The sequence below is a fragment of the Sorangium sp. So ce590 genome (assembly GCF_051521365.1).
Taxonomy (GTDB): Bacteria; Myxococcota_A; Polyangia; order Polyangiales; family Polyangiaceae; genus Sorangium.
The window spans coordinates 3,423,382-3,439,549 of record NZ_CP150346.1 but is presented as its reverse complement, the minus strand read 5'-3'; the positions used below and the strand labels follow the sequence as shown (position 1 = coordinate 3,439,549).

The 16,168-nt window shown below is 68.2% G+C and carries 11 protein-coding genes and 1 pseudogene; 4 read left to right on the top strand and 8 right to left on the bottom strand.

Translation table 11 applies throughout. The features are described 5' to 3' along the window. Nucleotides 1–55: 55 nt before the first annotated feature. Nucleotides 56–862 (top strand): hypothetical protein, encoded by an 807-nt coding sequence (locus tag WMF28_RS13100; RefSeq protein ID WP_437602528.1) that lies wholly within the window; start codon nucleotides 56–58, stop codon nucleotides 860–862. A gap of 61 nt (nucleotides 863–923) precedes the next feature. On the opposite strand, the gene WMF28_RS13095 is transcribed toward WMF28_RS13100, so the two are convergent. Both WMF28_RS13095 and WMF28_RS13090 read right to left on the bottom strand, forming a co-directional pair. Beyond that, complete coding sequence (locus WMF28_RS13095) at nucleotides 924–1,058, bottom strand: hypothetical protein (RefSeq protein ID WP_437602527.1); 135 nt, start codon at nucleotides 1,056–1,058, stop codon at nucleotides 924–926. Between the two features lie 123 nt (nucleotides 1,059–1,181). Beyond that, complete coding sequence (locus WMF28_RS13090) at nucleotides 1,182–1,949, bottom strand: hypothetical protein (RefSeq protein WP_437602526.1); 768 nt, start codon at nucleotides 1,947–1,949, stop codon at nucleotides 1,182–1,184. Between the two features lie 629 nt (nucleotides 1,950–2,578). Here WMF28_RS13090 and xseA point away from each other — a divergent pair. Together xseA and xseB are read left to right on the top strand one after the other, a co-directional pair. Continuing rightward, nucleotides 2,579–4,237 carry an exodeoxyribonuclease VII large subunit gene (xseA, locus tag WMF28_RS13085; RefSeq protein ID WP_437602525.1) on the top strand — a complete coding sequence of 553 codons (1,659 nt, stop codon included), beginning with the start codon at nucleotides 2,579–2,581 and terminating at the stop codon, nucleotides 4,235–4,237. Nucleotides 4,238–4,241: 4 nt separating this feature from the next. Continuing rightward, nucleotides 4,242–4,562 carry an exodeoxyribonuclease VII small subunit gene (gene xseB, locus WMF28_RS13080; RefSeq protein ID WP_437602524.1) on the top strand — a complete coding sequence of 107 codons (321 nt, stop codon included), beginning with the start codon at nucleotides 4,242–4,244 and terminating at the stop codon, nucleotides 4,560–4,562. 64 nt (nucleotides 4,563–4,626) lie between these two features. Here the strand turns inward: xseB and WMF28_RS13075 are convergent, their stop codons facing one another. Together WMF28_RS13075 and WMF28_RS13070 are read right to left on the bottom strand one after the other, a co-directional pair. Next, nucleotides 4,627–5,085: a hypothetical protein gene (locus tag WMF28_RS13075; RefSeq protein ID WP_437602523.1), complete on the bottom strand. Its 459-nt coding sequence runs from the start codon at nucleotides 5,083–5,085 to the stop codon at nucleotides 4,627–4,629. A 159-nt stretch (nucleotides 5,086–5,244) separates the two neighbouring features. Continuing rightward, the gene (locus WMF28_RS13070; protein ID WP_437602522.1) at nucleotides 5,245–6,141 is read right to left on the bottom strand and encodes an acyl-CoA desaturase; all 897 of its coding nucleotides are present in this window, start codon (nucleotides 6,139–6,141) and stop codon (nucleotides 5,245–5,247) included. 152 nt (nucleotides 6,142–6,293) lie between these two features. Here WMF28_RS13070 and WMF28_RS13065 point away from each other — a divergent pair, with 152 nt between their 5' ends. Next, nucleotides 6,294–7,550 (top strand): RNA polymerase sigma factor, encoded by a 1,257-nt coding sequence (locus tag WMF28_RS13065; protein ID WP_437602521.1) that lies wholly within the window; start codon nucleotides 6,294–6,296, stop codon nucleotides 7,548–7,550. 76 nt (nucleotides 7,551–7,626) lie between these two features. Here the strand turns inward: WMF28_RS13065 and WMF28_RS13060 are convergent, their stop codons facing one another. The 4 genes and pseudogenes from WMF28_RS13060 to WMF28_RS13045 form a co-directional block, all read right to left on the bottom strand. Beyond that, on the bottom strand, nucleotides 7,627–12,603 hold the full coding sequence (locus WMF28_RS13060) for an FG-GAP repeat domain-containing protein (RefSeq protein WP_437602520.1): 4,977 nt from the start codon (nucleotides 12,601–12,603) through the stop codon (nucleotides 7,627–7,629). 819 nt (nucleotides 12,604–13,422) lie between these two features. Further along, nucleotides 13,423–13,563 (bottom strand): annotated as a pseudogene (locus WMF28_RS13055) (dehydrogenase); the annotation flags it as partial. Nucleotides 13,564–13,727: 164 nt separating this feature from the next. Next, the gene (locus tag WMF28_RS13050; RefSeq protein WP_437602519.1) at nucleotides 13,728–15,227 is read right to left on the bottom strand and encodes an arylsulfatase; all 1,500 of its coding nucleotides are present in this window, start codon (nucleotides 15,225–15,227) and stop codon (nucleotides 13,728–13,730) included. A gap of 74 nt (nucleotides 15,228–15,301) precedes the next feature. Beyond that, nucleotides 15,302–16,123 carry a hypothetical protein gene (locus WMF28_RS13045; protein WP_437602518.1) on the bottom strand — a complete coding sequence of 274 codons (822 nt, stop codon included), beginning with the start codon at nucleotides 16,121–16,123 and terminating at the stop codon, nucleotides 15,302–15,304. Nucleotides 16,124–16,168 lie beyond the last annotated feature (45 nt).

Genomic DNA, 16,168 nt, shown 5'->3' with positions numbered 1-16,168 from the left:
GCTCATCTGGAACGGGTCGCGTGAGCCGATGCGGCGGGCGCTGGAGGCGTTGGTCATGGAACGGCAGACCGAAGACGAGGCGACTTTTCTCCAGGTCGCAGCGATCGTGGAATGTATCGTCCCAAAGAGAGTGGAGGAGCTTCAGATGTTCGAGTACAGCCCTGCTTGGCCGCATGGCAGGTTACGGATCGCGTTTCCCGAGCTCTTCTTCGTTATCGGTACGAACAAGACGCAGCATGACGGCGTCGGGATCCAAACCAGTCGGACCATGGTCGTCGTGCGTGAGGACGGCGCGCTGACACTGCTGAACACGGTGCGGCTCACGGAGGAAGGGTTGCGCGACCTGGAAGGCCTCGGAGAGGTGCGAAATGTGGTCCGGCTCGGCGCCTTCCATGGTCGCGACGATCCATTTTATCGGGATCGCTACGGCGCCACGCTGTGGACCTTACCTGGTGCAGCGCCTCTCGACGGTCGAGGTCCCGATCGAGAGCTCGCCTCGGGTGGAGCGTTTCCAGTACGCACCGGCGAGGTCTTCGTCTTTTCGTCGGCGCGTTTCCCCGAAGCAGCGGTGCTGCTACACCACGAAGGCGGGATCCTGATCACCTGCGACGCCGTTCAGAACTGGACGCACATCGATGAGTTCTTCTCTCCCCGATGCGGTGAGCTGTTCGCGGAGCAAGGGCGGATCCGCGCCGCGAACATCCCATCCACCTGGCGGCTCGCGTGCCACCCGAGTGTTGACGACTTCCGCCGCCTGCTGGCGCTTCCCTTCCGACACCTGATCAGCGCGCACGGAGAGCCGCTGCGCGACGAAGCCCACGCACTATTGCAAGCGCGCACGGACGAGGTCTTCTCAGCGTGAGGTCGCATCGACTCACGATGGCGTGGTATGCTCCCGAATTCGCGGAGGTCACATGACAGAGTCAGTACTCGGCACAGCCGACGAGCTCGGCGATGATCTCGACGAGCTCGTCGGTGTCGCGCAGGCGACATCGCGCCTCGGCGAGGCGCCCTTCCAGGATCCACGCCACCACGGAGCGGCCCGTCGACGGCTTCACCGCGGTCGTGACCTGGGCGGGGAGCGGCGGACGGCGCGGGCGACCTCAGCGAGGGCGGCTATTCGGCCTGCAGCACATGAGCGGCGACGTCGCGGCTCTGGCCCCTGACGGGGCGGGTCACGATCAGAAGCAGATCCCGAACTCGGTGTAGCCGATGTCGGTGCAGATCCCGCCGCTGGCGCACGGCGATCCGAGGCTGCCCATCGGGCAGAGCGCGATGCAGGTGGCGCCCGTTCCTTCAACCTCGCCGCACAGCGCATTGAGCACGCACGACCGGGAAAGGTCGTCACAGGCGCCGCCGACGGGGATATCGCCTTCCGCGAGGCAGATCGGCTCTCCGGCCGCCACCTCTCCAGGAACACACCATTCGCCGCCGCTGCAGCCCGCGCCGAACGGCGTGCACACACCGCCGACCTCGGTCACCTCGATGGAGATGTCGAGCTGACCATCCCCGACGGTGACGATCGTGCCGTCCGTCTGGAACTGGTAAACCAGCGCGGTAGTGGCCCCGGCGTGAACGGTGAATAGCGCAGGATTGCCGGAGACGAGCGTCGCCTGCACGGGCACGAACGTACCGCCGTCGTCGCGCTCCAGGACCCAGCCCGTCTCCAGAAAGCTCGTGTAATCGCCCACGGGCAACGCCGCCGTGAGCGCCGTCTCGCCTGGATTGTCCGAGCTGCTGAGGTAGCCGAAGAGCGGCCCATCGATGACGAAGAGCGCGTTGCTCAACCGGTACACACGTCCATTGGCCTGCGTCACCAGGGACATGCTCGCGCGACCGGTGAGCTCCGCCTCTTCCGCGCCGTCCGGACCGCTGATACATGCTGGAAGCAGCGGCGCTGCCGCAAGAAATGCCGCGAACCCGAGCTTGACAAGTGCTGATCGACTCAACTTGGACCTCCTGGGATGGAAAGCACCGCCGAGCATAACGGAGTTCAAGGACGCGGGGGCACCCGAAGCAGGAATCGGATCGTCGGGACGGTGCCATCCCGACCGCAACGTGCTCGCTCCGCGGATAGGAAACCGTGGAGCTTTCGCCAGGGACAAGCCCCGCGGGGAGCGACCTCGACGTCATGAGCAGAGCACCGCGGTGCAGCACAGCGAGAGCCTGGCGATCGCCGAGGCGCACGCCGTCTCACGCCATCCCCCATTCCGATCCGTGGTCCGCCGACTTCGGACAGAGGAAGTGATCATGCAGTGCATGCATTGCAGAGGCGGCGAGCCGCCGCGGCCCAGAGAGCTCGTCGGCGAGCGGCCGGGCGACCTGCGATGGCCTCCCGCCCGACCGCGGCACAGCGCACGCTCGGCCGCCTCGCGGCGCCGACGCCCGTCTCGCGGCGCCGACCGCCCGTCTCGCGGCGCCGACCGCCCGTCTCGCAGCGCCGACGCCCGCCTCGGCGGGGCACCTGGGCGCCACGTCGCGACCTTTTCACCTCGACGCACGGCCGAGCGATGCCGGCCCGCGTTCCCCGCCCGCGTTCCCCGCCCGCGTTCCCCGCCCGCGATGATAGAGTCGCGCGATGAGCCGCCGGGTCACCAACGACGGGACCGGGACCCTCCAGATCCACTTCGCCTTCGATCGCAGGCTGGTGGAGGTCGTGAAGTTGCTCCCCGCCCGCCGCTGGAATCCCGAGCAGAAGACCTGGTGGGTCCCGGAGGCGCACGTTGTCGCGGTGGTGGACAGGCTGCACCTCGAGGGTTTCGCCTTCTGCGAGGTGACGCAGCGCCTCTACCGGGAACGCGGCGGCGCCCTCGCCCTCGACGAAGCGCGCGTCGCGCCGGTCCACGCCGCGGAGCCCATCCGCTCCGATGCGCCGCGCGACAGGATGGCCCCCCGGCCGAGCTCAGCCACCCCAGCCACCCCAGCCGCCTCCGACTTCACCGTCTCGCAGCTCAACGGAACGGTCCGCGCCGCCCTCGAAGCAGCGTTTCCAGCCTCGATCTGGCTCGTCGGAGAGGTCTGCAGCTACAACCGGGCCGCCCACAAGAGCACCGTCGGCTTCGAGCTCGTCGAGCGCGACGCGCATGGCAAGACGATCGCCGAGATCAAGGCGACCCTCTTCGATCGCGCTCGCTCCGAGATCGAGCGGCGGCTCGCCGCCGCGGGCAATCCATTCCAGATCGAGGACGAGATCCAGATCCGCGTGCGCGGGCGCGTGGAGCTGTACGTCCCGTGGGGATCGTACCGGTTCATGGTCGAGGATCTCGACGTGGGCTACACGCTCGGCGAGGCCGCCCGGCGGAGGGACGAGATCCGCCGCCGGCTCGCCGAGGAAGGGCTCCTCGAGCAGAACCGCTCCCTCCCCTTCCCCACCCTGCCCCTCCGCGTCGGCCTCGTGACGAGCCTGGGCTCGGACGCCTACAACGACGTGCTCGGCACGTTCAACGAGTCAGGCTTCGCGTTCCGCGTCGTGGCGCACGGGGTGCGAGTCCAGGGGCGGCAGACGGAGCCATCGGTCCTGAACGCGCTCGACTATTTCCGGGCGCATGCCGCGGAGCTCGACGTGCTGCTGATATGCCGCGGCGGCGGCTCACGCACCGACCTCGCCTGGTTCGACTCCGAGCCGATCGCCCGGGCCGTCGCCACATTCCCGCTCCCCGTGGTGGTCGGGATCGGCCACGAGAGAGACATGTCCGCGCTCGACTTCGTGGGCTGGCGCGAAAAGACCCCGACCGCCGCGGCCGCATCCCTCGTCAAGCGGGTCTCGGACGCGAGGGATGCTGTCGAATCGTCCCTCCTGAACATCCTCGATCAGGGCCGGCGGGCCCTCCGGTCCGCCTCATCGGATCTCACCCGCGGGGCGGCCCGGGTCCCGCGCACCGCGTCGCTGCTCATCGCGCGCCGAGCGGGCCAGCTCCAGGAGGCGGCCCGCCAGCTTCGCCAGGGAGCGAGGCGCGATCTCGACGCCGCCTCGCACCACGTCGGCGAGATGGCCTCTCTCCTCGGCCCGCGCTCCTCCCGGAGGCTCGCGCTCGAGTCCGAGCGCGTCGACTCGCGCGCGCGGCGCCTGCGCCTCCTCGACCCGCGGCGCGTGGTGGAGCGGGGATACGCGATCCTGCGCACGGAGGCGGGGACCGTGCTCACCGACGCGGCGCGCGCGCCCCGCGGGACGACGCTCACGGCCGAGCTGAAGCAGGGCGTGCTGCGGCTTCGCTCGGACGGGTCGGAGGAGAAATAGGACCATGGCAAAGCCGAAGCGCGAGAGGAAGGAACCGTCCGCCGGGAGCACGGCAAGCCCGCAGGGCGCCACGAAAGAGCGCTCCTATGGTGAGGCCTCGTCGCGCCTCGAGGAGATCTTGCAGGACATCGAGGAAGGTCAGGTCGACATCGATGAGCTCTCCGCGCTCGTGAAGGAGGCGGCGGATCTGGTGACGCTTTGCCGCCAGAAGATCCACGCCGCGGAGGTCCAGGTGAAGACCATCACCGAGCAGCTCGAGCGCGAGGCCCCGGACACCACAGACGAAGACGACGAGGAGGACGACGAAGACGAAGAGGTCGAATGAGCGGGCGCGGGGGATACCCCGGAGATACGCCTCGATGGCTTCCGTGGGTGCGGTCGCCGGCGCATCACTCGCCGCCGGGTGTGCAGGCGTTGCACTCGAAGATCTCCTGCCACCCGTCCGGCACCAACGCTTTCTGGACCTGATAACAGGCGGTCGGCTGTGCCGGATCGACGACACATGTCTGGTAATCGCCGCTGCCTGTGCACGAGCTGCAACCAAGATAGACCGCCGACCCGCTCGGCTCACCGTCGTCGCCGAGCGGCACACCGTGCACCGGCACGCAGCCGGGCTTCGCCTGGCATGCCGCCTCATCGACGCTCGCGCACGCAAACGGCTCCCTCGGACAGCACTCGGATGCACATGGCGCCTCACCGCCGCTTCCGCCCGCGCCGCCGGCCCCGCCCGCGCCGCCGGCCCCGCCCGCGCCGCCGGCCCCGCCCGCGCCGCCGGTCCCGTCGCCGCACGCTGCGACCGCCCACCCTGTCACCACCATCTCTATCATCACCACCCATCGCCTGAGCATTTGAATCCTCCTTCAAGGCAGCGCGTCAGCCCTTCCTGGCAACGCAGCAGCCGCATGGGCGATAATCATGCCAACGAATTTCCCGGACGCCCAGGCAGGAGCCACGAGCCTATGGCGCAAAACGGCACAAGGCGACTCATGGGCGCGGCGCTCACCACATCAGTCGAGCTTCTGCACCGCCACAGCGTCTCCACCGACGATCGCGGACGCCTCCTCGGGGACCAGCTCGGGGGATTCGCCGATCTCGGCGGCGAGGTTGCGCCGCAACGCGCTCTCGGGGACGCCGCGCACATCCCACACCAGGCCGATCTTCTCGAGCGCCTTCAGCCCGTAATAGGTAATGTCGATCTCCCACCAGAAGAACCCCTGACGCGCGCTGCTCTGGTAGTGATGATGGTTGTTGTGCCAGCCCTCCCCGAGGCAGAGCAGGCCGAGGAGCGGGTTGTTGCGGCTCGTGTCGGTGGTCGCATAGCGGCGCGAGCCGCTGACATGCGCGACGGAGTTGATCGCATAGATGACGTGGTGCAAGAGACAGGTCGACACGCAATAGCCCCAGAGCCCCACGTCGAGGCCACCGAAGATCAGGAGCGCAGCGACCATCGCCACGATTGAGAGAGCGTGCCACCGGTCGAGCCAGCGGAGCTCCGGGTAGCGAGCGAAATCGGGGATGAGCGAGAGATCGGTCGCCTCGTGCTCCCGCCCCATCCACCAGCCCATGTGCGCATGCCAGAAAGAACGGCGCGTGGGGCTGTGGACGTCGCGATCGGTGTCCGAGTATTTGTGATGCACCCGGTGGGTCGACGCCCACCAGAGCGGGCCTTTCTGCGCAGCCGTCGTCGCGACGAGCGCGAGCAAGAACTGGAACGCGCGGCTCGTCTTGAAGGTGCGATGCGAGAAATACCGGTGATATCCGGCCATCATCGCGAACAGCCGGATCAGGTAGGCCGCCGCGGCGAGCGCGACGAGCTTCCAGGTCCCCCCCCGGACGAGGGCGAGCACGGCGCCTGCGTGGATCGCGGCGATTCCCAGAACGTTGAAGCACTGACCGGGCGTCAACCACGCGCCTCGATCGGGGGAAAGAGACCCAACGGGTTTCGGCACTTGTTAAAGCCTGGCTGGGTGCGCGACGCTGGTCAGCAAAGTGGGCGCGCGGCACCCGAAAGGATGAAAAATCTGGGGCGGGTGCCCTGTGAATAACACCGTCCAGGGTGCTTCGTGAACCGGATTCGATCCACCTCGACGACCACGCGCTCCCCGAACCCGAGAACCCCCCGCCCGAGCCGGTGGTAGCGCCCGTCGCGGTAGCCCGCTTCGAAGCGCCGCGGCCGGTCGGCGCCGTCGTTGACGGCGTAGCCGCTGACGACCCGAAGCTCCCGATCGGCGGCGCGGTTCTGCAAGAGGGTGCACGCCGTGCGCGGCTCCGGAGCCGGCCCGGTCGGGAGCATTTCGTTGAGCCACGGGACACGGCCCGCAGCCACTCCCCCCGCGCCACCGTGTCCTCCACCTCTCTCCCCCTCGCCGGTCACCGGCTCGCGCTCGTGCGCAGCGTCCGGGTCGCCGAGCTCGACGACGCCGCGCTGGCGCGCAGCCTGATCAAGGGCGAGGCCGGCGCTCCCGCCGCGGTCTGGGATCGCTACGCCGTGGTCGTGCGTGGGCTGCTCCGCCGCGCGCTCGGGCCGGGTGGCGACATCGAGGATCTCGTCCAGGAGTCGTTCCTTCTCTTCTTCCGCCAGATCAAGGACATCCGCGACCCCGCTGCGCTCCGGCCGTTCCTGCTCGGCATCGCCGCGCGCGTCGCGCGGTACGACCTGCGCCGGCGCCGCCTTCGTCGCTGGATCTTCCTCACGGACGACGGCGTTCTGCCGGAGGAGGCGCGGGAGGGGACCGCGCCCGAGGTCCGCCAGGCGCTCCAACGCTTCTATCAGCTGCTCGATCGGCTGGACGACAAGGCCCGCCTCCTCTTCGTGCTCCGCAACATCCAGGGCCTGGAGCTCACGGAAGCGGCGGAGGCGGTGGGTATATCGCCGGCGACCGACAAGCGGCACCGAGGGTGGCAGCGCGCGCTTTCGCGTCGCGGACCTGCCGGGCGCCGCGTGAGCCGCGGAGGCGGGGCCCTTCACGGTCACCGTGACAGGCACCGAGTTCGACCAGGGGGTTCGTCCCGGCAGGCTCCGGGTGCCGGCCAGCGCGGCGCCGCCGCCCGCCGCGGGCCTGGGCGCGCCTCCGGCGCACGAGCCTTCCGCGCGCGTATCTGCTGCGCGCGAGGACGCGGCCGGCGCCGGTACGGCCGGCGCGAGCGCTCCTCCAGCGCGCGTCGCCGCCGCCCCGGCGCGCGCGGGAGCGAGCCTCCGCGAGCGCGTGGGCGACGGCGACTTCGCCGGGGTGATCGCCGAGGCGAAGGCGCGCGGCATCGACGAGGGCGATCGTGGGCACGGAGCGCGGCGTTCTCCCGCTCCAGCTCATAGATGCGTTCGTCTCGCCGGTCAGCGCGCAGGGCCGCGCAGGGCCGCGCGGGGTCGCGCGGCCCTGCGGGGCGTGGTGTCAGAGCGAGAAGCGCAGGTTGTCGAGCACGTAGGTGCCTGCGTTCGTGGGGCCGTTGAGCACGAGCCGGAGCTGGCACTCGTTGTCCTGGGCGAGGAGCGCGAGACCCGCCGGAGGCACGACGAAGTTGACGACGTGGGCGCCCGACCCCTGCGGGAGCGGGACCGTGTTCGTCGCGACCTCCTGGTGCGACATGTTCGCTCCCATGCACGCAAGGAACATCGTGGCATCGCCCGACCAGCTGGGGTTGACCGGCGGCGGCGACACAACGTCGAGCTTCAGCGTCGGCCCGAACGTGAAGAGCTCGCTGGTCGGGAACGACGTGCTCTCGATGACGGTGTAGTTCGACACGGGGAGCGAGAGCGCGTTCGTCTCCGGATTCGTCGGCGATTCAACGAGGCTCGCCGTGGTGCCCTGCACGACGTGCCAGGCGTCCTCGGTCTCGAAGCCGAGCACGCGCTCGGCGGTGGTGACCGGCACGAACGGCCCGTCGCCCAAGCCGGGGCTCGTCGCCCCGTTCCACTGCAGCTCCCCCATGAACCGCACGTTGTCGAACTGGAAGCAGTCGCCGTTCGCCGCCTCCGCCATGAGCGAGACCTGCAGGGTGGAGCCGCGGTCGGTCTCCTGAAGGGCCTCGAAGATCGGCTCGGGGAGCGTGAAGTGCGCCGTGACCCACTCGCCCGCCGGATAGCCCGTCAGGTCGAACTGCCCGGCGAACTGGGCGACGGTGTCCTCGGGACGATCATGGTAGTAGAGCTGGAGGGAGCCCTGCCAGGCCGGGTTCGGCAGCCCGGTGGGGATCCGGACGTCGAGCGCGAGGTGGCGAGAGATCCAGGTGAAGCTCTTCGGCACGAAGGAATCGCTCTCGAGCGTACGGGAGCCCGAGGAGCACACCCGCTGCGACGTCTTTCCCACGGTCGCGACAGGGCTCTTCGAGGTGCTGGCCGTGGTCGCCCAGAGCCCGTCCCAGGTGCCGATCCTGGCCTGGCCGCGCGGCGTGGCGCGGTACGTGGTGGCCCGCAGCGACTTGATGTGCACGACGGCGCCGGCAGCGCCCGCGACGTCAATGGCGATGTTGACGAATTCCTGCGTCTGCTGGAGCGCCTCCAGGGCGGCGGCAGGGACGTTGAAGAGCACGTCCGTCTCGCCCGCCGTGACGACATCGGCGAGCACCACGGTCGAGCCGAGCTGGACGGTGCCGGTCGAGGCGGACTCCAGGGTGACCTTGAGTCGGGCGCTGCGCGTGGGGTTGCCGGTGACCCCGACCGAGAACGACACCGACCCCGGCGTCCAGTTCGTCCCGGTGCGCTGGTACTCGCGGTCGATACGGGCGTTGCCAGCGCCGTCCGGGGTGATGGTGAAGCCGCTGCCGTCGGCGTTTTGCTCGGCGGAGCCGGCATCGGGGAACAGCCAGCTCTCGTCGAACCGGATCTGGCTGGGGGGGTCCACGGCTGCGTCCCCTTCAGCGATGCGGGTCGGGTTGTGGTGGTCCCTCGAGTCGAGGGTCAACGTCGAGCTCAGGTGCGGGTTGTGGATCGTAACGAGCCCGTCGCCCGTGGCGCGCACGTACTCGACCCCCGTGAACTGATAGTCCGCGTCGACCTCCTGGACCAGCAGCAGCGGGAAATCGATGACGTCCTGCGGCTCCTGCGGGTCGAACGCGCCCGCGGAGAGGCCAGCGATCCGATCAATCCACATCAGGGACTCCTCCTCCGAGAAGCCGATGTCAAGCCGCTCGTTGCTCACCACCGTCTGGTAGGGGAGCATGCTGCCCAGCGCCGTCAGGCCGGCGTTCCTGGACACGACGGCGCTCAGGACCTCCGCGGCCGGAACGCCCGCCTCCTCGGTGCCTGAGCCCCAATGACCAGGGACGACCTCCCACAGGCCGCCGTGCAGGACGGGGAAGGAGACCACGACGAGGTGCAGGTCGCCGCCCGGCTTGGTGATCACCTTGGCCCTCGATCCGTTGTCCAGCATGACGACGTCGCTCTGGGCCCAGCCATCCGGAGTCCGCGTCGGCCAATCTTCATGGGGATCGAAGCCGAGCGTGACGTTCTTGTACACGGGCCCGTTGTTCGAAGTATAGCCGTTCCCTCTCATCAGCGGCGTGAGGTGCTGAGCCTCCGTCACACCCCAGTTGCCCTGATCGCCGGGGAGCAACAGCACGCTCGGCTTCGCGAGGAAGTCGTGCGCGTTCTTCTTGTCCTCAGGCTCGAAGAGCTGCTCGTGAGGCCACACCCCCGCGTGGACGAAACGCCCGTACCTGCCGCCTGAGCTGCTCAGGAAGTCGCTCGTGGAGAAGTAGTGCTCGGCCGCGGGCTCGTATCGCCAGGACCCGGTCGTCCCGGGCGGCTGCTCGGTCGGGTTGATGTCGAGGTCACGCGCGATGGCGTCGAGATCCTCGTCGCCCATCACGTTGGGCGCCGGGTAGTTCGCTGCTCCGTGAACCCGATACATCTCCGTGGAGTAGCGCGACCCGGCGCGCGTGTATGCGCCGAACCCGGGCTGTTCATTGTCGGGCTTCAGCATGAAGTGGTGGATCAGCTCCGGCACCTCGTAGCCGCTGAGCACGGCGTCGAGGGCGAACCCTTTGTACTGGTCTCCGCCGTTCCACCACATGCAGTTGCGAGCCGTCTTCGGGCAAAACGGATCATCGTTGAACGAATACGCGCCCGTCAGGATGCCGAACATGATGGGCGGATAATCGGAGGTGTACAGCTCCAGGACGTTGTTGTACTCAAAGCGACGCCGCATCGGAGCATAGCGCTTGCCGTGGTGGGACTGGAAGGCGATCATGGCCGCCGTGTAATCGACGGCGTTGCGCGCGGCGGTCCGCACCTTTTCGCCTTCGGCATGGCTCGCGAGCTGCATCAAGGCGCGCAGCGTGAGGCCCTGGTACGGGCGCGCGTTGGTCTCGAAGTAGCCGTTCTTCGTGAACCGGCCGAGGATGGCGAGCAGCGCTTGCTCGAGCTCCGTGCCGTCGTTGACGAACTTCTCGGGGCTCCGGTCGTGAATGGCCTGGAGCTCCGGATCCTGTCGTGGGTTATTGCGGATCCACTGATTCGCCAGATAGATCCAGGCGTTGATCATGAGGACGTGGTTCTCGGTCTCCGGGACGGTCACCCAGAAAGTCGGGTATTCCAGCTTGCGCACCTTGTCTCCGGCGTAGAGGGCGAAGGGGGTGCAGTGCCACTGGTATTCAATATCGTCGTGTGGCAGGTCCATGTTGGCGCACTCTGTCCGAGTACTCCTTGGGTACAAGAGGAGCGCGTTGACGGCCTTGTCTGTGAGCAGCGGCTGCGAGCCCTCGGGCGTATTCCCGAACGCGTTCAGCAGCGTCATCGCGCTCGTGAGATAGAAATCGAAGTCCGCCTCCGATCCGACGTCATCGCTGAAATGCGCGTTGTTGACGAGCCAGTCCTCGACGATCTGCGGGAAGTCCTCCGGCGGCCTGAGATCGTCCTCCGGGTCCAGATGGACGAGCGCCGCGAGCCCCGCGGCGATGCGGCGGAAGCCTGCGGTCTTCGCGTTTTCCCAGGTTCCGATGTTGGTGATGTCGCCTTCGAAGGTGAGCATCCACGCCTTCAAGAGGCGCTCCACGCGGTCGGCGTACTCGGCGTTGGCGTCCGCGACCGAGTCGGGGATCGGGTGCGGATCGCCGTGGACGACGCACACCTTGTCGCCGACGGCGATGTCGGTGACGTAGTAGTCCTCGTCCCAGTCGCTGGTACCCCCTTTCTGGTAGACAACGTCTGCGAGCAGGTCGTCGTAGACGCCCCACCTCGGGTTCGGGCTCTCGGTGCGGCCGAACACGAGCTCGCCCCGGCCATCCAGATCCGTGTCGACGATCGCGACCGCGCTCGCGCCGACGTCTTCGCCCCACTCCTGACCGCGGGTGGTCTGGGAGATGGTCCCGTCGGCGTTCTTGCTGAAGATCACGAGCTTCGAGCGCTGGTCACCCCCGCTCCGCCCGACCACCAGCTCTTCCCTTTCATCCCCGTTCATGTCCCCGGAGCTGATGGAGATGGCCTGGAGGTCGCCGTCCCAGTTGTCGCTGCCGGGGTCGAAAGGAGCACCGAAGGCGATCTCCCTCGTGAAGAAGTCGTGCGTGCCGGGGAAGACGAACACGCGCGGGTCGCCGTGATCTCCTTCGGCGATCGCCGCGAGGTCCCCATTGCCGTCGCCGTCGAAGTCGAGGAGCTTGACCCCGAACACGACGGGGGCGTCGCCGAACACGCTATCGCCCGCGCTGAAGAGGGTGGTGAGATTGCCGCCAACCAGGGTCGCGACCTCGACGCGGCGCCCGATGCCGCTGCACCCGATGCCGCACTGCCTGTCCCTGGAGATGGCGACGTCGTCGCGACCGTCTCCGTTGATGTCGCGCACGTCGAGCCCCGTCACGTAGTAGTCCGGGCCCCATTCCGGGTCCGAGCGCTGCTCGAGGATCGTCTGGAAGTGGGGGCTCTCGCCCTCATGGGTGAAGTCATCCAGGACCAGCACCCTGGCCGCCAGCGCATCGGTGCTCTCGCTCATCCCGACGACGACCTCGTCGTCGCCATCGCCGTCCAGGTCGCCGGCTGCCAGGGCCTCCACACCGTTGCTCGTGCTCCAGTTGCCCAGCGTCGCGATCTGCTTGAAGTGGGTGGTTTTGTCATCGTAGACGACCAGGCGCGGCACGACGTCGCAGTTCGCGCAGTTGCGCCAGTTGCGCCCCGCGATGAGCTCGAGGTGCGGATCTTCGTCGATGTTGGCGAACGTGATGGCCGTGGCGTAATGGGGCTCGCCGTAGTTGTTGCCGCGCACGGTGAAGACGTGGTCGCCGTCGTACACGTAGATCGACGGGTGGGCTTCGGTGTCACGGAACCGCGAGACCGCAAAGAGCTGAGCTTCGGTTCGGCATTGGGTGCTCTGCGCGTCGGCGACGATTGGAACGCCGACCAGGATGATGGATCCCAGCAATACTAACCAGTGACGCATTGGTCTCCTTTTCTAGAACTTCAGGCTGGCTGTGGAGCGAGGGCGGCCCATTCGCCGTTCGGATGAGCTGTTGCTATGGCGTCGGCTCGAGGGCCTCTCCACGGCGCCTTCGTGCTGCCGGCTGCCCGCGTGACGAGGCCGCCGGTTCGCACCGGGGCCCCTGGGAGGGGACGCGATCGTCGCAGCCTTCCAACGGGCCCTGTTGTCGATGACGAAAGCCCCGAACCAGGAACCGGTGAACCGCTTCTTCAGCGACGACCCATAGCAACTACCAAGCCAACCACCGTCCCAGAGGGGCGAGACTCCGGCCGCCGCGCGTCCGCACGACCCTACGTTGCTGGTTGGGGCAAATCACGGTTGCAGGCGTGACATGTCACGGTGCCGGGGCGTGACATGTCACGGCTGCAGGCGTGACATGTCACGGTGCCGGGGCGTACCGTGTCGTGTCTGGCACGTCCCACGGCCGCGGCATCGACCGGCGGTCCTGCCTGAGGTGGGCGGCGGCTGGGCGCTCGTCGCGCCGGAGCCGCGGCCGCGGCTCAACCTGATCGAGCAGGTGGTCGCGGGGCGGGGCGGGCCACGAGGTGGCGCGCCCCGGCTCGGCCTCGATCCGGCCGGGGCGCGCCGCGGTCGTCTCACGGCGCGAGCGCCGACTTGTCGAGGTGACCGAAGTCCCAGACCACGGAGGATCCTGGACCGTAGTCGCCCCTCACCGGCTCCTGCGCGGCGAGGCGGTCGAAGACGGCGCGCGGGAGCAGGAATCATCGAGCGCCACTTCGCGCGACCCGTACTCTGGATGCGCGCGCCCAGGAGACTCCGTCACCACGGGAGCCGTCCGAGTGTTGCGTGCGAGAACGTACCCGTCGGGCCGTCCGGGCCGAGCAGCGCGAGGCGCACCGCCTCGCGGGCGCCCTCCTCGACCGTCTCCGTGCCCTCATCGTTGTTGAGGTTCGTCTTGGTAGGGAGCCCTGCGCCGGGTTCATGGACAGCAGCGGAAGGCACAACCGGATGGGCCTGGGCCCCCCGGGCCCTCCCGTGGCGGTGTTGCTCCGCGGCGGCGCGAGGGCTGCCGGCTTCCGGCGGGGCAGCTGTGGCGCCGACCCCGTGGTCGGCTTCGAGCTCGTTCAGCTGCTCGTGATACCAGCCTCGATCTTGGCCATCACCTGTTCGAGGCTGAAGCTCGCCGGCCTCTGCCTGGCCGGGAACTCGACGAAGGTCTGGAGCATCTGGGCGACGTAGGCCTGGATAGGTACAAGCAGCCAGGCGTGGTCGAGCAACCAGTCGTAGTAGATGTTCGACGTGATGTCAGCCCGCTCGTACGGGTCTGTCCGCAGGTTGAAGATCTTCGGGACGCGCAGGTGCACATAGGGCTCGGCCCAGATCTTCAAGGTGCCGACAGCGCGCTGCTCGAGGAACACGAGCTTCCAGTTGTCGAACCGGACTGAAGTGAGGTCGCCGTCGTCGGACACGTAAAAAAAATGCTTCCTCGGGCTCTCGGTCGCTTCGCCCGTGAGGTACGGCAGCTGGTCGTGACCGTCGAGATGCACCTTGTACGGCGTGCCGTTCAGCTCGGCCCCCGCCTTCAACCGCTCGACGATATCGGGGACTCCTGCGGCGGAGAGGAGCGTGGGGAACCAGTCGTTCTGGCTGACGATGCCGGTGAGCACGCGACCGGCCGGGATCCTGCCCGGCCAGCGCACCACGGCCGGTACCCGGTAGGCGCCCTCCCAGTTCGAGTTCTTCTCGCTGCGGAACGGCGTCATCCCGGCATCGGGCCAGGTGTTCATGTGCGGTCCGTTGTCCGTGGAGTAGATGACGATGGTGTCCTCGGCGATGCCGAGCTCGTCGAGCAGAGCGAGGAGGTCACCCACGAGGTCGTCGTGGTCACACATCGTGTCGTGGTAGACCGACTGCCACCGGCCCGCCCGGCCCTTGCTTCCTGGCTTTCCGTGGGTGCGGAAGTGCATGTGGGTGCTGTTGAACCACACGAAGAACGGGGTGCCGGCCTCGTGCTGGCGCTTGATGAAGTCGATCGCCGCGTCGCGGAACTCCTCGTCACAGGTCTCCATGCGCTTCTTCGTGAGCGGGCCGGTGTCCTCGATCCGCTGGGTACCGTCGCCGTTGGCCCACGCGTGGAGCACGCCGCGCGGGCCGAAGCGCTCCTGGAACTGCGGGAAGTCCTCCGGCGTCGGGTAGTCCTCGAGCTCGGGCTCCTCCTCGGCGTTGAGGTGGTACAGGTTGCCGAAGAACTCGTCGAACCCGTGCATCGTTGGCAGGAACTCGTCGCGATCACCGAGGTGGTTCTTGCCGAACTGGCCGGTGGCATAGCCCTGGGCTTTCAAGGCGGTGGCGATCGTCGGGTCCTCGGCGCGCAGCCCGATGCAGGCGCCGGGAAGGCCGACCTTGGTGAGGCCTGTGCGGTACGGGTTCTGCCCCGTGATGAACGCCGCCCGGCCAGCCGTGCAGCTCTGCTCGCCGTAGGAGTCGGTGAAGCGGACGCCTTCGGCCGCGATCCGATCGATGTTGGGCGTGCGGTAGCCCATCAAGCCGTCGCTGTAACAGCTAAGGTTCGAAATGCCGATGTCGTCACCCCAGATGATCAAGATATTCGGCTTGCTCGGCATTCGTGTCCCCTTGTTGGATGGTTCATTTCAGCATCGTACGTCATCGCCGGTCGCGGGTCGCGGCGGCGCGTCGGTCAGGGCAAGGCGGTGGTGACCACCTCCTTCGTGGTCGCGGTGCTCTGGCCGGGGCGGTCGACGCAGGACGGGTAGTACTGGCCGGCCCCGTTGAGGCTCTGGCAGACCCGGTCGCATGGCCCGGCGATGCGGATCACCCCGCACTCCACGACCTGGTCCCCGGAGGTCAGGTGGCCCGCGGCGCAGTCGCGCTGGTAGGCGCGCGAGTTGTTGACCGTCGCGCTGTTGTAGCAGGCGTTGAGGTAGGGCTGCGCGGCGAACAGGTTGCCCCAGAAGGCCCCCTCGACGTCCGGATAATCGATGAGCTCCCGGCTGGAGGAGAGCGTCTTCAGCGGAGTCCGCAGCGAGCGGGCGGAGACGACGACCGGTACTTGATAGTAGTTCACGCGCGCCGCCACGCAGCTGGAGACCATGCGCTGCCCGAGCTCGTCGAGCGGCCCGCTCGCCCAGGTGGGCGCGACGCCGAGCAGCCCTGGGTAGCTCTCGTGGTGCATGTTGCCGCTGGAGTCCGTCCACGAGAAGTCGAAGGACCCCGCGCTGCTCAGGGCGCAGTTCGTCGCATAGCGCACGAACTCGCGCGCCAGCGTGCCGTTCGGCCCGGGATCCTGGATCGTGGCGAGGTTCTGCGCGCTGAGACCGTTGAGGTTCAGGGCGTTGAGGTTCAGGGCGTTGAGGTTCAGGGCGTTGAGGTTCAGGGCGTTCGCGCTGAGCGCGTTGCCGCCCAGGAGGGCCCCCTGGGATTCCCCCACAAGCTCATCCCGCGCGCCGGTGTCCCCCACCTCGGCGATGCAGCCCGACAGCGCCCCAGCCCAACCAAGCACGATGAATGTCCGCTTGAGAGACATGGATTCCCCCCTGTTCCTGGC

Bases quoted from the DNA above. Each gene is read 5' to 3' on its own strand.
- WMF28_RS13100 (WP_437602528.1), top strand. From the start codon at position 56: ATGGAACGGCAGACCGAAGACGAGGCGACTTTTCTCCAGGTCGCAGCG.
- xseA (WP_437602525.1), top strand. From the start codon at position 2,579: ATGAGCCGCCGGGTCACCAACGACGGGACCGGGACCCTCCAGATCCAC.
- xseB (WP_437602524.1), top strand. From the start codon at position 4,242: ATGGCAAAGCCGAAGCGCGAGAGGAAGGAACCGTCCGCCGGGAGCACG.
- WMF28_RS13075 (WP_437602523.1), bottom strand. From the start codon at position 5,085: ATGCTCAGGCGATGGGTGGTGATGATAGAGATGGTGGTGACAGGGTGG.
- WMF28_RS13060 (WP_437602520.1), bottom strand. From the start codon at position 12,603: ATGCGTCACTGGTTAGTATTGCTGGGATCCATCATCCTGGTCGGCGTT.
- WMF28_RS13050 (WP_437602519.1), bottom strand. From the start codon at position 15,227: ATGCCGAGCAAGCCGAATATCTTGATCATCTGGGGTGACGACATCGGC.